Consider the following 14,541-nt stretch of genomic DNA (forward strand, 5'->3'; position numbering starts at 1 on the left):
TATGCAGCGCGATCGAATCACACGCAGCTCAAACGCAGCAAAAACGCACTACGGAGGTTTCCAGCTACATGAGGATCGATTCACGAAAACCGAAAGCCGCTGCCCTTTCTGCCGCTCTGACCGTGGCACTTTTGGCAGGCGCCGGCGCAACTGATGCCCACGCGGCAACACTGTCCGATACGGTTGGATCTACGCCGTCCGAGGCGACGCTGGTACAGCCCGTTGATTATCGCGGCGATGGTTATGGTTCCATGCAGGAGTGGAACGCCTCGATGGAGGCCAAGCGCGATTCCCTTGAGATGCGCGCTCAGATCATTATGAATATGTATGGCGACTATGCTACCGATGACGAGCGCGCTGTGCTGCAGGGTTGTATCGACGGTGCGGGTAGTCTGTTGACGATGGGGGAGGTCGACACGAAGTCGACCGAGCTCGATGAGCTGCGCACTGCGCTTGAGAATGCCAAGCGCGAAGCGCTCGAGGCCGCCGCAGCCGAGGCCGAGGCCGCCGAGGCCGCCCAGGCTTCGTATTACAACGCCGGCTCCGGCTTGTCTTACACGTCTGCTGCGTATTACGCGAACGGCTCGGGTCTGACGCGCTCGAGCGGCGTCAATAACTATAACGGCCGCCGCGAGACTTATTACAGCAGCAACGTGTTGTATCACCACCGCACGGGCGAATGGACGCAGGATTCCGAGGGCTTTTGGCGCGATTCCGATGGCTACTACGTCGTTGCCGCGGGCGATAAGGCCCAAGGCTCCACGTTTACCGGTTCCAAGGGCGAGTGCAAGGTCTATGACTCCGGCTGTGCTGCCGGAACCACCGACTACTATACCGGTTGGTAATCTGCCATCAGAGCAAAATAGGCACATGATGGGCGGGCGTCTTTACTGAGCTTTTAGGCAACGTAAAGCCGCCCTTTCTTTATGTGCGTTTGAGTTAACAGAGCCCTTACCGTGGCGGTACGCTGGGCGTATGCATGCGGGGCACACTGGTTCATGAGAAATAAGGTCTTTCTCGTGGAGGAAGTGGTCTCATGAACGCTCGAGATATCGCTATCGCCGCCGTCGCATTGGTACTTGGCTGTCTTGGCCCTACAGCTGCGTTTGTCGCAGGCATGCAGGGCTCGTGCGGGGCTGCTCCTATTGTGGTCGGCGCGCTCATCGCAGCAGCGCTGCTGGGAAGTGCGGGCGTGACCCTTTGCCGCGATGACGAGGACGAGACGCCGCAGGTGCGGCGCTAACCGTTGTGAAGCTGGTTTTGCCCATAGATGAAGAAGGAAGCCGCCGCAAGGGGAGTGCCCTTTGCGGCGGTTTTTGCTATTGAGACTGTTGGATGCGGTGCGGCGGCGTTACCAGCTGGCCTCGATTTCGCGGATGCGCGAATAGAGCCATTCGTTTTGCGGCACCTGGATACCGTGCTTGGCCGCGAGGCGGCAGATGGTACCCGCAAATTCCTCGACCTCGGTTCTGCGTTGAGCGATGCGGTCTTGCGCCATCGAGGGCATGCCGGCGGGATCGAGCCCTTTTATGAGACGCACCATCTGCGTTAGGTCTGCCTCGGTGAGCTCGATACCCTCGGCATTGGCGACTGCAAGCGTCTCGCGCATGGCGGAGACAAAACTGCGGAGCTGCTCGGAGCCCTGCTCCGTAGCGCTTCCGTAGGTGCCGCCGTAGGCCATACAGGTCTGGTTGATGCCGTCGTTGAGCATGAGTTTGGCCCACATGCGATGTGCGATGTCGTGCTCGACGGTATGGGCGATGCCGCAACGCGTGTAGAGCTCGTCGATGGCGATAACGGTTGCGGGGTCGGTGCCCGCTGCCGCACCAAAGCGGATCTCGCCGGCATTGGTATAGGTGAGCTCCCCGTTGAGGAATACGGCGTCCATGCCCTGGCAGATACCAAGGACGGTGTGCTCCCAGCCAAAGCGCTCGGCAATCTTCTGCTCGCTCGTGATGCCGTTGCACAGCGATGCGATCAGCGTGTCGGGTCCCACGACGCTTTCCAGGGTTTTGAGCGCCACATCGAGCCCGGTTGTCTTGACCGTGAGGATGACCAGGTCGACGGGCGTCGCCTCGCTCGCGCGGACGGACTTGAGCGCGCAGGGCTTGCCGTTGACGGTGAGCGCATCGTTCGCATGGCGCTCAAAGCGCGCGTCGTCCATAACGTATTCGACGGCGTCGTTGCCGAGCGCTTGGGCGATCATGCTGCCGTAGAGCAGGCCCACGCCGCCCTTGCCGATGAAGGCGACCTTGTTGATCTGCATGTGAATCATCTCCCCATAAAAAGGCGCCCGCGTATGGGGCGCCTGATGGATTGTATGCCGCCGGGCCATGTCGCGTGCACCGGATGGCCGTATTTAGAAGAACAAACGCATGGGAACTTATGACGCGGGGCAGACCGCAAAGACACGTGCGGGATATCCGACGCCATCACGCACCTTGGGGAAGGTGCAGAAGATGACGGCGCCCGTGGCGGGAAGCTCGTCTAGATGGTCCATGACCTCGATCTGATAGCGGTCGACCGAGAGGATGTACTGTTCGCCGGGGTAGGGGTAGGCGTCCTCACGCGTGGTCACGCTCGCCGGGTCGGTGTCAGCCGGCTCGTGGCCGATGGCGCCGATGTCGCGCTCTTCAACGAGCCACTTGATGGCGTCGAGGTCCCAGCCGGGGTAGTGGGGCTGGCCGTCCTCGTCCTTGTTCTCGAGGTCGGCGAGCTTGGACCAGTCGGAGCGGAAGGCGACGAAAGCGTCCTCGGGAATGCGACCGTGCTCATCCTCCCAGGCTTTGAGGTCCTCGATGGTCAGGATAAAGTCGGGATTCGCGGCGCACTCCTCGTGCTTGTCGATCACGCAGAGCGGATGCATAAACTCGATGGGTTCAATCTCTCCAAGGGAACGACCCTCGACATGGAAGTGGCGCGGCGCGTCGACGTGGGTGCCGTACTGCGAGGCGACCGAATACTGGAAGCAACGCATGGGGGCGAGCATGTCCTCGCGCGTGCCGGGCAGGTAGTCGAAGAGCTTGGTGGACTCAAATGGCTTAAAGCCAAACCAGTGCGGGGTGTCGCATGAGAGCGTGTGGGTGAGGTCGACCCAGCGATAATCGTTGCTTTTGAGCTGGGAGGCGAGGTTCCAAAGGTCGAGCGCGGGCATGGGCGGCTCCTTTCATCGGGCTTTTTGCTGATGTTAAAGCGGTGCCGTGACAGCTCGATTTCTGCTGCGTTACGATACGTTCTCGATTGCGATTCCACGATGTTTCGGCCGCGTGACCATTGTGTTTCGCCTTGCCGCGGCGCTGATGGCGAAGGGAGGGGCCGTGCAATACCGCGTTGACCCCAAAAGTGGTAACCGAATATCTGCTCTGGGTCTGGGCTGCATGAGATTTCCCGGTGCGCCGGGACGTCCGGATGCGAAGACAGCCGATGCCATCATTTCCCGTGCGGTGGAGCAGGGGATTAATTATCTGGATACCGCGTATCTCTATCCCGGTAACGAGGTGTGCGTGGGCGCCTCACTTGAGCGCCTGGGTCTGCGCGACCGCGTGTTGCTCGCGACTAAGTTGCCGCACGCTTCGTGCAAGTGCGCGGAGGATTTCGACCGGTTCTTCGACGAGCAACTGCGCCGCCTGCGGACCGACCATATCGACTATTACCTTATGCACAACATCACTTCGCCCGCCCAGTGGGAGCGCGTGGTGGCGTTGGGCATCGAAGACTGGATTGCGCACCAAAAGGCTGCGGGGCGTATTCGCCAGATAGGTTTTTCGTATCACGGCAGTGCGACGGACTTCCTGACGATGCTCGACGCGTATGACTGGGATTTTTGCCAGATTCAGTACAACTACGCTGGAGAGCGCTACCAAGCGGGAACGGCGGGACTTATAGCAGCCGCCGAGCGCGGGCTCGCGGTGTTTGTGATGGAACCGCTTTTGGGCGGACGCTTGGCGGGCAAGCTGCCTCCGCGGGCCCGCGCCGTGCTCGATGACGTACGCGATCCGTACCTGAAGACGCCGGCTGCTTGGGGCCTTTCGTGGGTGTGGAACCATCCTCAAGTCACGATGCTGCTTTCGGGCATGACCGATACCGCGCAGGTGGACGAGAACGCGGTGCTGGCCGATCGGGCCCTGCCGGATTCGATGACAGCCGCTCAGCTCGATACCATCGCACGCGTGCTGGCGGAGTTTGAAAAATCGAATCGCGTGCCCTGCACGGGATGCGGCTACTGCATGCCATGCCCCAAGGGTATTAACATTCCCGGCTGCTTTGCCGCTTACAACGCGAGCTATGCGCACAGCTGGTTTACGGGGCTGTCGCAATACTTTACGGCGAGCGCGGTGCGCACGAGCGAGCCCAAGCTCGTGAGCAATTGCGTCAAGTGCGGCAAATGTGCGCGTCACTGCCCGCAACACATCGATATCCCCGAGCGTCTCGACGACGCGCGCCGACGTTTCCAGCCTGGCCCCGTAACGGCCGCGCTTAAAGTCTTCAGCAAAACTCGCTCCTCATGACCCTTTTATATCTTGTGATGGAATAGTTCCTGTTTGCGGCAGAATAGGGCGATAGCAGGAACTATTTCGTCGCAACTGAAGGGGGCTGTCGTGGGCCATCGGGATTCATGTGATGATTTGCGTGAGGTTCGTTGGGGCGTTTTGGGCGCTGGGCACATTTCGCATCGATTTGCATCATCGCTCAAGAAGGTCGACGGGGCACGGCTGGTGGCTGCGGCCGGCCGCACCCCTTCGCATGTTGAGGGGTTTTGCAGGGCGTTTTCGATTGATGCCGCGCACAGTTATGCCACGGCTGACGGTAGCGGCGATGCGGCTTATGATGCGCTGATTGCCGATCCCGATGTCGACGCAATCTACTTGGCTCTTCCACATGGCATGCATGCGCATTGGGTCTGTCGGGCACTGCGCGCGGGAAAGGCCGTGCTGTGCGAAAAACCGGCCGTTTTGAGTGAGGAAGAGGCTCTATCGATTGCCTCCACCTCTCGCGAGTGCGGTGTGCCGTTTATGGAGGCGATGAAAAATCGGTTTTGTCCGATGCATACTCGCGTGAAGGGTTTGCTTGCGTCGGGCGAGCTCGGCTGTATCGTCTCGATCGAAAGCGTGCAAAAACTCGATTATGGTGAGTCCCCTTCGAGTTATCTGCTCGATCCGTTGCAGGGCGGCTGTCTATATGACATGGGCTGCTATGCGGTCGGGTGGTTTGAGGATCTGCTTGCGGGTGCGTGCGATGTTTCGTCTCGTGAAGTTCGCTGGCGTGACGTATTAGGCGGCCGCGTGGATTGGGCCGATGAGATCCATATGAGTGTCGGCGGTATACCCATTCATATGGTGTGCGACGGCAAAGCAGCATATGAAAGCCGCTTAACGATTGCCTGCGAACGGGGTTCGGTGGAAATCGAGCGCCTCCATCGCCCCGAGCTCGCCCATGTGAAGTACTCCGACGGACGAATGCTCGAAATTAATGCCCCGTTTGAGGTCGATGATTTCTACGGCGAAATTCAGCATGCGACGCAGCTCGTCCAGACGGGAGAGCTTGAAAGCCCCGTTATGCCTCTTGCCGCCACGCAGCGCTGCGCGCAGATTATCGATGCGATTCGCTTGACGCTCTAGGCTGCGGTGCTGGTGCTCAAGGGGGGGGGCTCGGCGGACCTTGCCCCTGATGCCCCTTTTATATCTTGCGGTGGAATACGGTCTGTTTGCGCCAAAATAAGGCACCAATAGACCGTATTTCACCGCAACTGATGAGGGGGAGCTGGAGATGCTGACGATTGGGTGCCATCTTTCGACGACGAAGGGCTATCGGGCAATGGGGGAGACGGCGTTGTCCATTGGTGCCAATACCTTTGCGTTCTTTACGCGCAACCCGCGCGGTGGCAAGGCAAAAGACCTTGACATGGATGACGTGGCGGCTCTGCGCGAGCTTATGGCGCAAAACGACTTTGGACCGCTGGTGGCGCATGCCCCGTATACCTATAACCCCTGCTCCGCTAAGGAGCGAGCGCGCGAGTTTGCCTTGGAGGCTATGGCGGAAGATTTGCAGCGTCTGGAAGCACTGCCCGGCAACTACTACAACTTCCATCCCGGTGCGCATGTGGGACAGGGGGCAGACGCCGGCATTCAGATGATTGTCGACACGCTGTGCCAGGTGATGTTTGAGGGACAGCAGACGACGGTATTGCTTGAGACCATGGCGGGCAAGGGCACCGAGGTGGGCCGTAGCTTTGAAGAGCTGGCGCGCATTATCGAGGGCGTTGCCGCCAAGTGTCCGGAGCTGTCCGATAAGCTGGGCGTTTGTTTGGACACCTGCCATGTGAGCGATGCTGGCTACGACATCATCCATGACCTGGACGGCGTACTCGACGAGTTCGACCGCGTGGTGGGTATCGAGCGCCTGCGCGCCGTGCACATCAATGACTCCAAGAATCCCTGCGGCGCCCATAAGGATCGCCACGAGTGCATCGGCAAGGGCTACCTGGGTAGTGAAGAGTTTGGCGGCGGTATGCAGGTTATACAGAATATTGTATCGAATGGCCGCTTGCGCGCATTGCCATTCATCTTGGAGACACCGAACGAACTTGCAGGTTATGCGGCTGAAATCAAACTGTTAAGGTCGTTGCAGCAGTAAAGGCTGCCATAAAGTGGAGTGCTCCATTCACGTTATGGGTTTGTTTCAATCAGTTTTCTAATTGCAGATTCTTCCAAGCGGGTGCATAATAACCCTCAGTTTTTGCAGACCTCTGAATCACGTGGGGTCATTGGAAGGAGACTGATTATGAAGCTGAAGAAGCTTGGCGCATTTGCCGCCACGGGTGCTATGGCGCTCGCCCTCGCTCTGACGGGCTGCGGCTCGTCCAACGCCACCTCTGGTTCTGATGCCGGTTCCAGCAGCTCTGACGACGCTAAGGTCGAGAAGGTCGACGGCTCCAAGGAGTACGCGCTCGTCAAGGACGGTACGCTGACCGTTGGCACCTCTGCCGAGTACGCTCCGTTTGAGTACAAGGATGACAACGGCGATTATCAGGGCTTTGACCTTGAGCTCATCAAGGCTATCGGCGACAAGCTGGGCCTGGATGTCGAGTATGTCAACAATGACTTTGACACGCTGGTTCCGGGCGTCGCTTCGGGCGCCAAATATGACGTTTCCATCGCGGCTATCACCGACACGCCCGAGCGTGAGAAGGAAGTCACTTTCTCCGATTCCTACTACATGGACGATCAGGCTATCGTGACCAAGGTCGATAACACCGACATCACGGCCGACAACTACAGCGAGAAGCTCAACAACGCCGATGCTACCATCATCGTCCAGTCTGGCTCGACCGCCGAGTCCTTTGCCCAGGAGAACTTCCCCAAGGCCAAGATTGTCCCCTACAAGGACGCCACCGAGTGCTTCAGCGCTCTGCAGTCCGATAAGGGCGACGCCGTAGTCACCAACCGCTCCGTTGCCAGCCAGCTGACCGCCGAGCAGTTCAACACCTGCCAGACCATTAAGCAGATTAGCACCGGCGAGGAGTACGCCATCGCCATCAACCAGGGCAACACCAAGCTCAAGGACGACATCAACCAGGCCATCAAGGACCTGACCGACGACGGTACCGTTGATGCCCTCATGGCTAAGTACAACATCAAGTAAAATAGCTACTTGATTGCTCGCGGGCCCTTTCCGCTTTGGCGGAGAGGGCCTTTGCGCTTCTCTTGACGGAGAGCATTTCCGTCTCGTTTTGCCGGCAACTTCTACGATAGGAGCCACCTTGTCTCGACTGAACAAAGGGGCCGCGGAGCAGCGTTTTCCACTGCCCGCCTTGCTCAAAAAGCTAGCCTGCGTCATGGCCGTGGCGCTCGCGCTGGTGTGCGCGGGGGCATATGCGCCCACGACCGCCCAGGCGCTTGAGACCGCAAAGATCACCGCCCGACCCAACACCGGTTCGGGCAGCGCTGTGGTCGGCGGCACCGAGACGCGAATTACCTGGGAAGTTCAGGCCGATGCCGACGAGGAGCTGAGCGGTCTTTCGCTGACGTTTGTCGACGGCACGACGTTTGGTGCCGATGACACGCGATTGACGATGCTCTCGGGCGATGACCTCATGGACCGTACGCCCATGAAGCCTACGTGCAAGGTCGACGGCCAGACGCTCAAGATCGATTTTGGCGAGACGGCTCCGGCCGGCGGCTATTTCCGTGTCGAGGTCTACGGCGTGACCTTCCCCGTCGAGGGCGGCGACGAGGCTTTTAGCGGCACCTACACGTTGGCTGACGGTTCAACCAAGAAGATCTCCAAGATTCCTTCCGTCGAGATTAAGGGCGTGACGGCATTCGATAACTTCCTGGCCGACCTTAAGGAGCAGCCGTGGGTCGAGGCATGGAATTCCAACATGTTCCTTCGCCTGTTCCTGAACCCGGTCATTTTGGTTCAGAGCCTGCCGATCGTCTTCAAAGGCTTCCTCATGTCGCTCTCGATCGTGCTCGTGGCATTTCCGTTGGCCATTCCCTTTGGCTTTGCCTTGTCACTCATGCGCATCTCCAAGTCGCGCATCCTGCGTTGCCTTGCCGGCATCTATGTGAATATCATCCGCGGTACGCCGGCGTTCCTGCAGATCTACATCGCGTTCTTTGGCCTGCCGCTGGCCGGCGTCAAGGTTGACGATTATGTGCTGGGCGTCATCGTCATGGCCATGAACTCGTCCGCCTACCTGTGCGAGATCTTCCGCGCCGGTATTCAGTCGATCCCCAAGGGCCAGAACGAGGCCGCGCGCTCGCTGGGCATGAACGCCTTCCAGACGCTGCTCTACGTTATGATTCCGCAGACGTTCCGCAATGTCCTGCCTACGCTGACCAGCGAGTTTATCCTGCTTTACAAGGATACGTCGCTGCTCGCGGCCGTGGGCGTGGTCGAGATCGTCATGAACGCCCGTACCATTGTGGCCACGACGGGTTCCATTACGCCATATGTGGTTGCCGCGCTGTTCTACCTGGTCATCACCCTGCCGCTTGCTCGCTTGGTGAGCGGTCTTGAGGCGAGGCTTCTGGGGACGGCCGAAACCAAGAAGAAGCGTCCCGCCAAGAGCGCTGGACAGGTCGTCGCGACGCCCGCCGACCACATCGCCGGTCTGTAAGGAGGTCCTATCATGAGCGAAACCAATAACTCGAACGAGGTCGTCGTCAGCATCAAGAACCTCCAGAAGGCCTTCGGCGATAACGTGGTCCTGCGCGACATCGATCTGGATGTGCACAAGGGCGAGGTCGTCGTAGTCCTGGGTCCTTCGGGCTCGGGCAAGTCGACGATGCTTCGCTGCATCAATCGTCTGGAGCATCCCACGAGCGGCTCGATCGTCGTTGAGGGCGTGGACGTTTGCGCCAAGGGCGTCGACCTTAACAAGGTACGTACGCATCTGGGTATGGTGTTCCAGCAGTTCAATTTGTTCCCGCACCTGTCAGTCAAAAAGAACGTCATGCTCGCACAGCAAAAGGTACTCAAGCGCAGCAAGGAAGAGGCCGAGAAAATCGCTATCGAGGAGCTGACCAAGGTCGGTCTTGCCGAGCGCATCGACTTTATGCCGAGCCAGCTCTCGGGTGGCCAGCAGCAGCGCGTTGCCATCGCCCGCGCCCTGTCGATGAACCCTCACGTCATGCTCTTTGACGAGGCCACGTCGGCGCTCGACCCCGAGCTGGTTCGCGACGTTCTTGGCGTTATGCGCGATCTTGCACGTGACGGTATGACCATGATCGTCGTGACGCATGAGATGGGCTTTGCCCGCGACGTCGCCGACCGCGTCGTCTTTATGGACGGCGGCGTTATCGTGGAAGAGGGTACGCCGAGCGAGGTCTTCGACCACCCCAAGAGCGAGCGCACCAAGGCGTTCTTGGGAAATATCTCGTAGCCGCTTTATATGACTGACATAACAGAAAACGGGAGCCGGATGTGATCCGGCTCCCGTTTTTGTTGGGATGCGAATGTGTTTTGGTGCAGAGCTCGTTATGGGCGGAGCTCATTGCCGCTAGGCGAGCTCGGCTCCAAGGGCGCGGCAGGCCGCCTCGCCCTCATCGTCGGGAGCGTCGTAGCAGATGACGGAATCGACGACGTTGACGCCCGCCTCGTCGGCGTCGGCCTTCCAGTTGTCCATCCACTCGCCCTCGGCCCACGAATAGGAGCCAAAGAGGACGACCTTCTTGTCGCCGAGAACCTCCTTGACCTCGTCCCACATCGGCTGGAACTCATCGTACTCGAGTTCCTCGGAGCCCATGGCGGGGCAGCCGAAGGCGAAGGCGTCGTAGTCGGCGGCCCTGTCGGCAGAGAAGTCGGCGCAGGGGATGACCTCAGTCTCGGCACCCGCGGACGTGGCGCCTTCGGCGACGAGGTTTGCCATGGCCTCGGTATTGCCCGTGCCACTCCAATAGACGACGGCGATCTTGCTCATATGTTTTCCTTTCGGTTGTGCGGCGTGCGGCCGCGTTTTGTATGCTCTATCGGGTTGCCTGGACAAGTTGTCCCAGGGTGCAGCCCTGTTGATAGATGTACGTAAGGTATTGCGTGCATGCGCGATAGGAATCGAAGGTCGTGAGCGCCTGCTCAACGTTTGTGTATACCTTCCATGCGCCAAAGACCTTATAGTTTTCGCCGTGCTGGACGATAAACTGATGGACATCTTCGTAGGGATAGCCCAAAAAATAGCCAATTTCGTGGGGGAACTCGCACATGCACCCCGTATCGCAGTGCCTATTTCGCGCGAGTGCGCAGACGCTGCTGTCATAGGCGCTTTCTGCGGCATTGCTGCTTGCCAGCGTGATGCGCGCGGCGAGATGCACCAGGGATGCGGGCAGGTTGTGGACATCGTAACCTTCGGCGGTAAGCGCCGTCGTGGCGCGGGGGTCGGAGAGGTATCGCATGAGGTCCGCAGGGCGGTACACATAGATGAGCGCTCCGCAGGGGCGCCAGACCAAAACGCTCATATGGATCCCGAGTGGCTGGAGCTCGCGGTTGCATTGGGCAATGACCGCGAGCAGGCGAGAGCGTCGCTCTTCGATATGGGCGGCGCCGGGTTTTCCGCCTTGGTTGGCGTAAACGCCGGGATAGGTAAAGAGCGAGGCCGGCTTGATACCTGCGAGCGTAGGGGAGCAGTTGCGCACGACAGCCGTTTGGTATGTTGGGATGTCAATGGTTCGAGTCACGATGCTCCTTTCGGGTCCTCAGTTGTTAGCCTAGGAAAACTTATACACGAAAGTAAGCCAAGGTCAACAAAAAAGTTTGAAGCGGGAAACTAATTGACCGAACCGACACGAGTTTGGAGTAAGATGGGAACACCCCATGGGGGTATAGGTATAAGAGTTTGGAGAAAGGGGATCGCATGGAAGACTTGCTAAACCCTGCAAATATCATCGTGCTTGCCGCGATTGTCGTCGGCATGTTCTTTGGCCTGCGGCGTATTGTCGCTTCGACACACGGAAAGAGCTGCTGCAGCGATGGCACGAGCGGTAAGAAGGCCAAGAAGGTAGTGGTTGCGGATACCGATCCGTCCCACTACCCCTATAGCGATGAGCTGCTCATCGGCGGCATGAGCTGCGATGGCTGCGCTCAGAATGTGGCCAATGCCCTCAATGCGCTGAATGGTGTGTGGGCAACGGTAACGTACGCGGACCACACGGCGCGCGTGCGCTCCAAGCGGCCAATCGATCGCGGTGCTCTCGTGGCGGCCGTGAAGGATGCGGGTTACTACGTCATGACGCTGTAAGCGCCGCCTTGGATGCACTTCCTTGTCTAGGCTCGTCCGCGCAGTTCGATGTCAAGAATGTCATCGAAATCGATGGCGATGTCTTTGAGCTTGAGGAGCTTGAAGGCAGGGAGTATCTCGTCGAGGATGCCGGTGCGGGAGCGATAGCCGTACGCATCGTAATAGGTGACGCGGACTAGGTCGCCACGTTTGAGGCCCTCGAGCTTTTTCGAAAGCTCGAGGGCTTTTTCTTCCGTGAGTTCACATTTTGGTTCGGCGGTGATCTCTTGCTTGCGCACGAGTTCGTAATATCCCGTGAGGGCGGCAAAGGGCATAAACTGCGCGGCACGGCCGGCACGGACGGCGCCGTTAGCGGTGAGCTTGGGGTCGGCGGAGCGACGTCTTCCCTCGGGGTCCGCTAGGCGTTCAAAAGGTGTCGGTGGCCGCATCGGCTGCTGTTGGGGCTTAGGCACGGTGCCCTCCTACCTGATCGTTGCGTTCGCGTGCGGTGGCACCGGCGGTAAAGCTCAGTCCCTTAACCAGCGCGTTCTTGCCGTATTTGCCTTTTACAGCCAGCACGGCACGGGCCAGCTCGCGCTCGCGCTCATCGGCCTCGACATCGCTAAATAGATCGATGGTGGCAAACTCCTCCGGCATGAGGTTGCCAAATCCCAGGTTGACGCGCTTGACTGGTCGTTTGGGATCGACAGTCTGCGCCCAGAGCTCATCGAAATAGCCCATGATCTTCTTAAACGAATTGGTGCGCTCGGGCAGCTTGCGCGAGGCGTTGGAGTGCGCTATGAGTGCGGCATAGCCACCGCGCGGTTTGCCGCCATGCTCTCCCACAAAGATGCCATCGATAGCCTGCGCCTCCCGCACCAGGCGGCGCCGTTCGTCATCGCGCTGGACGGGCTTGGGCGCACGGGGCGCGAGCTCAGGGCCGGCGGTTGCGGTGGGTTCGATGCTCGACGTGCTCGAGCGTAGGTGTCCGCATCCGTCCACATATTGCGCTGTACCGCTGGCGTCGAGGCGGCGTATGTCAGCTCGTTCGCTCGCATAACCCACAAAGAGCGAGATGCTGTCGCAGACCACGTGCTTATCGACTAGGTCCAACACGGCGTTGTCGACCATCTCGCGCAAGACGGTGTAGGCCTGCTCATAGGCATAGCCCTTCGAGAGCACCTGCCCTGTGGTGGTCGAGGTCGCTTGCGGGCGATAAGCTTGGATATCGGCGATGGTTGTCGGCTCACGCCCGAAGGCGTGGTCGATAAGATATTCGGCATTGACGCCGAGTTCGTCGTAGAGCAGGTTCTCGTCGAGCGCTGCGACCCCCATCAGGTCGTAGACACCGTATTTCTCGAGACGGGCCGCCACGCCGGGGCCGATGCCCCAGATGTCGGTGATGGGGCGATGGGGCCAGATCTCCTTGCGAAAGGTCTCGTCGTCGAGTGTGCCGATGCGACTGGGCACATGCTTGGCAGTGATGTCGAGTGCTACCTTGGCCTGGAATAGGTTGGGGCCGATGCCGACCGTCGCCGTGATGCCGGTGCGCGCGAGGACCTCGTCGCGCAACATGCAGGCGAAGCCTTCCGCATCGGTGTGATAGAGGTCCAGATATGGCGTCACGTCGATAAAACACTCGTCAATTGAGTAGACGTGAATGTCTTGCGGACTGACGTATTCCAGGTAGATACCGTAGATCCGCGCCGACACCTCCATGTAGTGCTGCATGCGCGGTACGGCCTTGATGTAGTCGATGCCATCGGGTATTTCGAACAGGCGACAGCGGTTGTGAATCCCTAGGTCCTTCATAGCCTGCGTGATAGCGAGACAGATAGTCGTGCGTCCGCGCGATTCGTCGGCAACGACCAGGTTGGTGGTGAGCGGATCGAGCCCACGATCGACGCACTCGACGCTGGCATAAAACGTCTTGAGGTCGATGCAGATGTAGGTGTGCTGCTCGTGCGCCATCCGAGCCCTCCCATCAAACACATGTTCTTATCGAATACCTGTTCGATAATACCTGCTCGACCGGACACCGTCAAAATCTGTCCCTTTTTGGCAGGTATGGTCGTGCGGTTGCATCGGGTTTTTAACGCAGCCCTAAAGAGCGCGAAACAGCTCGGAAAAGCTCGCTTCGTAGCATGAGGCTAACGATTGATGCCACCATAAAGCACGGAAGGGTTGTGGGGATAATGGTTGACTATGGGTTTGGTATGCCGACGCGCTTGGTTGCGGATGGGGACGTGGCTCGCTGGTGCGGGCGATTGGTTGCCCACTATGGCGGCACCAAGACACTGGTCGTGCTGGGAGGCGACAAGCACACGCGTGATGAGCTCGTTTCGGCGGCGCTGGGCTCGCTCGATCGCGCCCTGCTCGAACGCGTGCTCTTTCGTTGCGGCTTGGTCGGGGGCGACGGGGGAGACGATTTGGTCGATGAGGCCGTAGCCCTGGCGACCGATGAGGGCGTGGACTTTGTCCTGGCGATCGGCGATGCCGATACGGCGGGCTTTGCGCGCGAACTCGCTCGTCGCATGGCCGTGCTCGATGCCGGCGAGGACGGCTTTGTTCCCTACGGATGCATCGTCTCCGAGGGAAAAGTGCCCGCCGTTGTGGGTGCCGGCGAGGTTCCCGTTTTCGCCATCATCGCTCCCGAACTGCTGGAGGGTATCGGCTCGCCCTTGCGCGAGCTGCTCGGCAGTGTGTGCGCCGCGGCCTAATATTTACCATAAAGGGATAGGTTATTTTTGGTTGGTAAAGCGTTTGACCTGCCAAAATAAACCTGTCCCTTTTTGGTCGGTTGCCGTTGGGGGGCGGATTGGCAACGC

The 14,541-nt window shown here is 59.3% G+C and carries 16 protein-coding genes; 10 read left to right on the top strand and 6 right to left on the bottom strand.

Annotated elements, in window-relative coordinates; translation table 11 throughout:
* Positions 1 to 68: 68 nt before the first annotated feature.
* Positions 69 to 845: a hypothetical protein gene (locus tag DW821_RS05845; RefSeq protein WP_118066035.1), complete on the top strand. Its 777-nt coding sequence runs from the start codon at positions 69 to 71 to the stop codon at positions 843 to 845.
* Positions 846 to 1,036: 191 nt separating this feature from the next.
* Positions 1,037 to 1,243, top strand: a complete 207-nt coding sequence (locus DW821_RS05850; protein WP_117564436.1) for a hypothetical protein — start codon at positions 1,037 to 1,039, stop codon at positions 1,241 to 1,243.
* A gap of 108 nt (positions 1,244 to 1,351) precedes the next feature.
* Here DW821_RS05850 and DW821_RS05855 read toward each other — a convergent pair whose 3' ends face one another.
* On the bottom strand, positions 1,352 to 2,266 hold the full coding sequence (locus DW821_RS05855) for a ketopantoate reductase family protein (protein WP_233543598.1): 915 nt from the start codon (positions 2,264 to 2,266) through the stop codon (positions 1,352 to 1,354).
* Between the two features lie 117 nt (positions 2,267 to 2,383).
* Positions 2,384 to 3,154: a cyclase family protein gene (locus DW821_RS05860; RefSeq protein ID WP_118066037.1), complete on the bottom strand. Its 771-nt coding sequence runs from the start codon at positions 3,152 to 3,154 to the stop codon at positions 2,384 to 2,386.
* Positions 3,155 to 3,200: 46 nt separating this feature from the next.
* On the opposite strand from DW821_RS05860, the gene DW821_RS05865 reads away from it, so the two are divergent.
* The 6 genes from DW821_RS05865 to DW821_RS05890 all read left to right on the top strand — a co-directional run bounded on the left by DW821_RS05865 (position 3,201) and on the right by DW821_RS05890 (position 9,886).
* Entirely contained in the window at positions 3,201 to 4,508 is a 1,308-nt protein-coding gene (locus DW821_RS05865) for an aldo/keto reductase (protein ID WP_233553010.1), read from the top strand.
* Between the two features lie 90 nt (positions 4,509 to 4,598).
* Positions 4,599 to 5,618, top strand: a complete 1,020-nt coding sequence (locus tag DW821_RS05870; RefSeq protein ID WP_233553012.1) for a Gfo/Idh/MocA family protein — start codon at positions 4,599 to 4,601, stop codon at positions 5,616 to 5,618.
* 148 nt (positions 5,619 to 5,766) lie between these two features.
* A complete protein-coding gene (locus DW821_RS05875; RefSeq protein WP_118066043.1) occupies positions 5,767 to 6,633 on the top strand; it encodes a deoxyribonuclease IV in 867 nt (288 codons plus the stop codon).
* 147 nt (positions 6,634 to 6,780) lie between these two features.
* Positions 6,781 to 7,641, top strand: coding sequence for an ABC transporter substrate-binding protein (locus tag DW821_RS05880; protein WP_035138867.1), 861 nt, complete (start codon positions 6,781 to 6,783; stop codon positions 7,639 to 7,641).
* Positions 7,642 to 7,759: 118 nt separating this feature from the next.
* Positions 7,760 to 9,121: an ABC transporter permease subunit gene (locus DW821_RS05885; RefSeq protein WP_233553013.1), complete on the top strand. Its 1,362-nt coding sequence runs from the start codon at positions 7,760 to 7,762 to the stop codon at positions 9,119 to 9,121.
* 12 nt (positions 9,122 to 9,133) lie between these two features.
* Positions 9,134 to 9,886: an amino acid ABC transporter ATP-binding protein gene (locus DW821_RS05890; protein ID WP_117629740.1), complete on the top strand. Its 753-nt coding sequence runs from the start codon at positions 9,134 to 9,136 to the stop codon at positions 9,884 to 9,886.
* 117 nt (positions 9,887 to 10,003) lie between these two features.
* Here the strand turns inward: DW821_RS05890 and DW821_RS05895 are convergent, their stop codons facing one another.
* Together DW821_RS05895 and DW821_RS05900 are read right to left on the bottom strand one after the other, a co-directional pair.
* Complete coding sequence (locus tag DW821_RS05895; protein WP_117637467.1) at positions 10,004 to 10,423, bottom strand: flavodoxin; 420 nt, start codon at positions 10,421 to 10,423, stop codon at positions 10,004 to 10,006.
* 46 nt (positions 10,424 to 10,469) lie between these two features.
* Complete coding sequence (locus tag DW821_RS05900; RefSeq protein WP_158551283.1) at positions 10,470 to 11,174, bottom strand: DUF3793 family protein; 705 nt, start codon at positions 11,172 to 11,174, stop codon at positions 10,470 to 10,472.
* A 176-nt stretch (positions 11,175 to 11,350) separates the two neighbouring features.
* Between DW821_RS05900 and DW821_RS05905 the strand changes: the two genes are divergently transcribed.
* Positions 11,351 to 11,734 (top strand): heavy-metal-associated domain-containing protein, encoded by a 384-nt coding sequence (locus DW821_RS05905; protein ID WP_117637468.1) that lies wholly within the window; start codon positions 11,351 to 11,353, stop codon positions 11,732 to 11,734.
* A 26-nt stretch (positions 11,735 to 11,760) separates the two neighbouring features.
* Here the strand turns inward: DW821_RS05905 and DW821_RS05910 are convergent, their stop codons facing one another.
* Positions 11,761 to 12,186, bottom strand: coding sequence for a YolD-like family protein (locus DW821_RS05910; RefSeq protein WP_233553014.1), 426 nt, complete (start codon positions 12,184 to 12,186; stop codon positions 11,761 to 11,763).
* A complete protein-coding gene (locus tag DW821_RS05915; protein WP_118066047.1) occupies positions 12,179 to 13,684 on the bottom strand; it encodes a DNA repair protein in 1,506 nt (501 codons plus the stop codon). The genes DW821_RS05910 and DW821_RS05915 overlap by 8 nt, the downstream gene beginning before the upstream one ends.
* A 224-nt stretch (positions 13,685 to 13,908) precedes the next feature.
* On the opposite strand from DW821_RS05915, the gene DW821_RS05920 reads away from it, so the two are divergent.
* Complete coding sequence (locus DW821_RS05920; protein WP_158567550.1) at positions 13,909 to 14,433, top strand: iron-containing alcohol dehydrogenase; 525 nt, start codon at positions 13,909 to 13,911, stop codon at positions 14,431 to 14,433.
* Positions 14,434 to 14,541 lie beyond the last annotated feature (108 nt).

It is taken from the genome of Collinsella sp. AM33-4BH, assembly GCF_003469205.1.
Lineage (GTDB): Bacteria > Actinomycetota > Coriobacteriia > Coriobacteriales > Coriobacteriaceae > Collinsella.

Excerpts from the sequence above, each read along its gene's own strand:
- DW821_RS05845 (WP_118066035.1), top strand. The coding sequence starts at position 69 with ATGAGGATCGATTCACGAAAACCGAAAGCCGCTGCCCTTTCTGCCGCT.
- DW821_RS05860 (WP_118066037.1), bottom strand. The coding sequence starts at position 3,154 with ATGCCCGCGCTCGACCTTTGGAACCTCGCCTCCCAGCTCAAAAGCAAC.
- DW821_RS05875 (WP_118066043.1), top strand. The coding sequence starts at position 5,767 with ATGCTGACGATTGGGTGCCATCTTTCGACGACGAAGGGCTATCGGGCA.
- DW821_RS05890 (WP_117629740.1), top strand. The coding sequence starts at position 9,134 with ATGAGCGAAACCAATAACTCGAACGAGGTCGTCGTCAGCATCAAGAAC.
- DW821_RS05920 (WP_158567550.1), top strand. The coding sequence starts at position 13,909 with ATGGTTGACTATGGGTTTGGTATGCCGACGCGCTTGGTTGCGGATGGG.
- DW821_RS05855 (WP_233543598.1), bottom strand. The coding sequence starts at position 2,266 with ATGCAGATCAACAAGGTCGCCTTCATCGGCAAGGGCGGCGTGGGCCTG.
- DW821_RS05850 (WP_117564436.1), top strand. The coding sequence starts at position 1,037 with ATGAACGCTCGAGATATCGCTATCGCCGCCGTCGCATTGGTACTTGGC.
- DW821_RS05905 (WP_117637468.1), top strand. The coding sequence starts at position 11,351 with ATGGAAGACTTGCTAAACCCTGCAAATATCATCGTGCTTGCCGCGATT.
- DW821_RS05880 (WP_035138867.1), top strand. The coding sequence starts at position 6,781 with ATGAAGCTGAAGAAGCTTGGCGCATTTGCCGCCACGGGTGCTATGGCG.
- DW821_RS05915 (WP_118066047.1), bottom strand. The coding sequence starts at position 13,684 with ATGGCGCACGAGCAGCACACCTACATCTGCATCGACCTCAAGACGTTT.
- DW821_RS05895 (WP_117637467.1), bottom strand. The coding sequence starts at position 10,423 with ATGAGCAAGATCGCCGTCGTCTATTGGAGTGGCACGGGCAATACCGAG.